The 1,459-nt window shown below is 61.9% G+C and carries 1 protein-coding gene; it reads left to right on the top strand.

All coding sequences use genetic code 11. From position 1 onward, the window contains the following. Nucleotides 1–87: 87 nt before the first annotated feature. Nucleotides 88–1,377: an MFS transporter gene (locus tag ACPYOI_RS35670; protein WP_481415409.1), complete on the top strand. Its 1,290-nt coding sequence runs from the start codon at nt 88–90 to the stop codon at nt 1,375–1,377. The last annotated feature ends 82 nt before the right edge of the window (nt 1,378–1,459 follow it).

The raw sequence follows: 1,459 nt of genomic DNA on the forward strand, positions 1-1,459 counted from the left end.
AGAAGAAGTAGGCACAGACCGCGCTCGGAGAGGACCGCGGAGCTGTGCCGGAGATGTGCAATCACACTGCTATAGGGAGGGGCCAGAGTGAAAATCGGACGTTCCATTATCTATATCCTGCTCTTTACGGGATGTACCATCAACTATATCGACCGCGTCGTGCTGTCGGTTTCGGCCTCGCATATCCAGTCGGAATTCGGCCTGTCGACCGTCGAGCTCGGCTATCTGTTCTCCGCCTTCCTCTGGACCTATCTGATTTTCGTCCTGCCCTGGGGCGTCTATATCGACAAGGTCGGAACGCGGAAATCGACAGCGGCGGGCATGGCGATCTGGTCGCTTGCGACGATTTTCACCGGCTTCAGCGGCTCGTTCTTCACCGCATTTCTGTCGCGGCTTGCCATGGGCTTCGGAGAGGCATCCACCTATCCGGCCGGAGCCCGCACAATCCGTGAATGGATACCGGCGCGCGAGCGCGGCGTTGCGACGGTGATCTTCAACTGCGGCGGCTATGCCGGTCCGGCGCTCGGTTCGCTGATCATGGGCGCCATCGTTGCCGCCTATGGCTGGCGCATCGCTTTCTTCGGCGCGGGCGTGATCGGCTTTCTGTGGCTCGTCGCCTGGCTGCTGTTCTACCGCCAGCCCGAGGAAGCGGGCTTCATCGGCGAGGAAGAACGCCGCAAGATCCTCAGCGAACGCGGCGGCACCGCCCGGCAGGGCGCAAGCGCCTCAATCGGTTCGCTGCTGCGCTACACATCGACCTGGGGTCTCTTCGTCACGCAGGGATGCGCCGTCTACACGGTCTATCTGTTCCTGACCTGGTTGCCGAGCTACCTGCAGGCAACGCGCGGGCTGGGCGTTCTCAAGACCGGTTTTTACACCGCCATCCCCTATGCCGTCGCCGTTCCCGGCACGATCTTCGTGGGCTGGCTGAGCGACAGACTGCTGCGCAATTCGCCTGTCGAGGGCGGACGGCGCCGCAATCTGGTGACGATCATGATGCTGTGTTCGTCCGGTGTCTTCCTGACACCTTGGATTAGCGACACCACATTGCTGCTGACCGTGTTCTCAATCTCGCTGACCTGCATCGGCAGCGCGGTCGGGCTCAATATCGCCCTGCAGAACGACCTGCTGCGCAATCCCGCCGATGTCGGCCGTGCCAACGGCATATTGGTAACGGGCGGCAACCTTTTCGGCGTCGTGGCGCCTATCGCAACCGGCTATGTCGTTTCCGCCACCGGCAACTACGATAATGCCTTCCTGCTTGCCGGAGCGCTTCTACTGATCGGCGCCGTCGTCTGCCTGACGATGACCCGCAAGCCGATCGATCCGCAGCCGCAGGAAGAGACGGTCGTGCCGTCCGCGAGGCAGCTCGTATGACCGGCCAGCTCGAAGACCGCGAGGCAATTCGGGAGCTGCTGGCCGAATATTGCTTCCTGCTCGATGGATACCAGCTCGCTGA

Source organism: Rhizobium sp. SVR5-2C, from assembly GCF_056755115.1.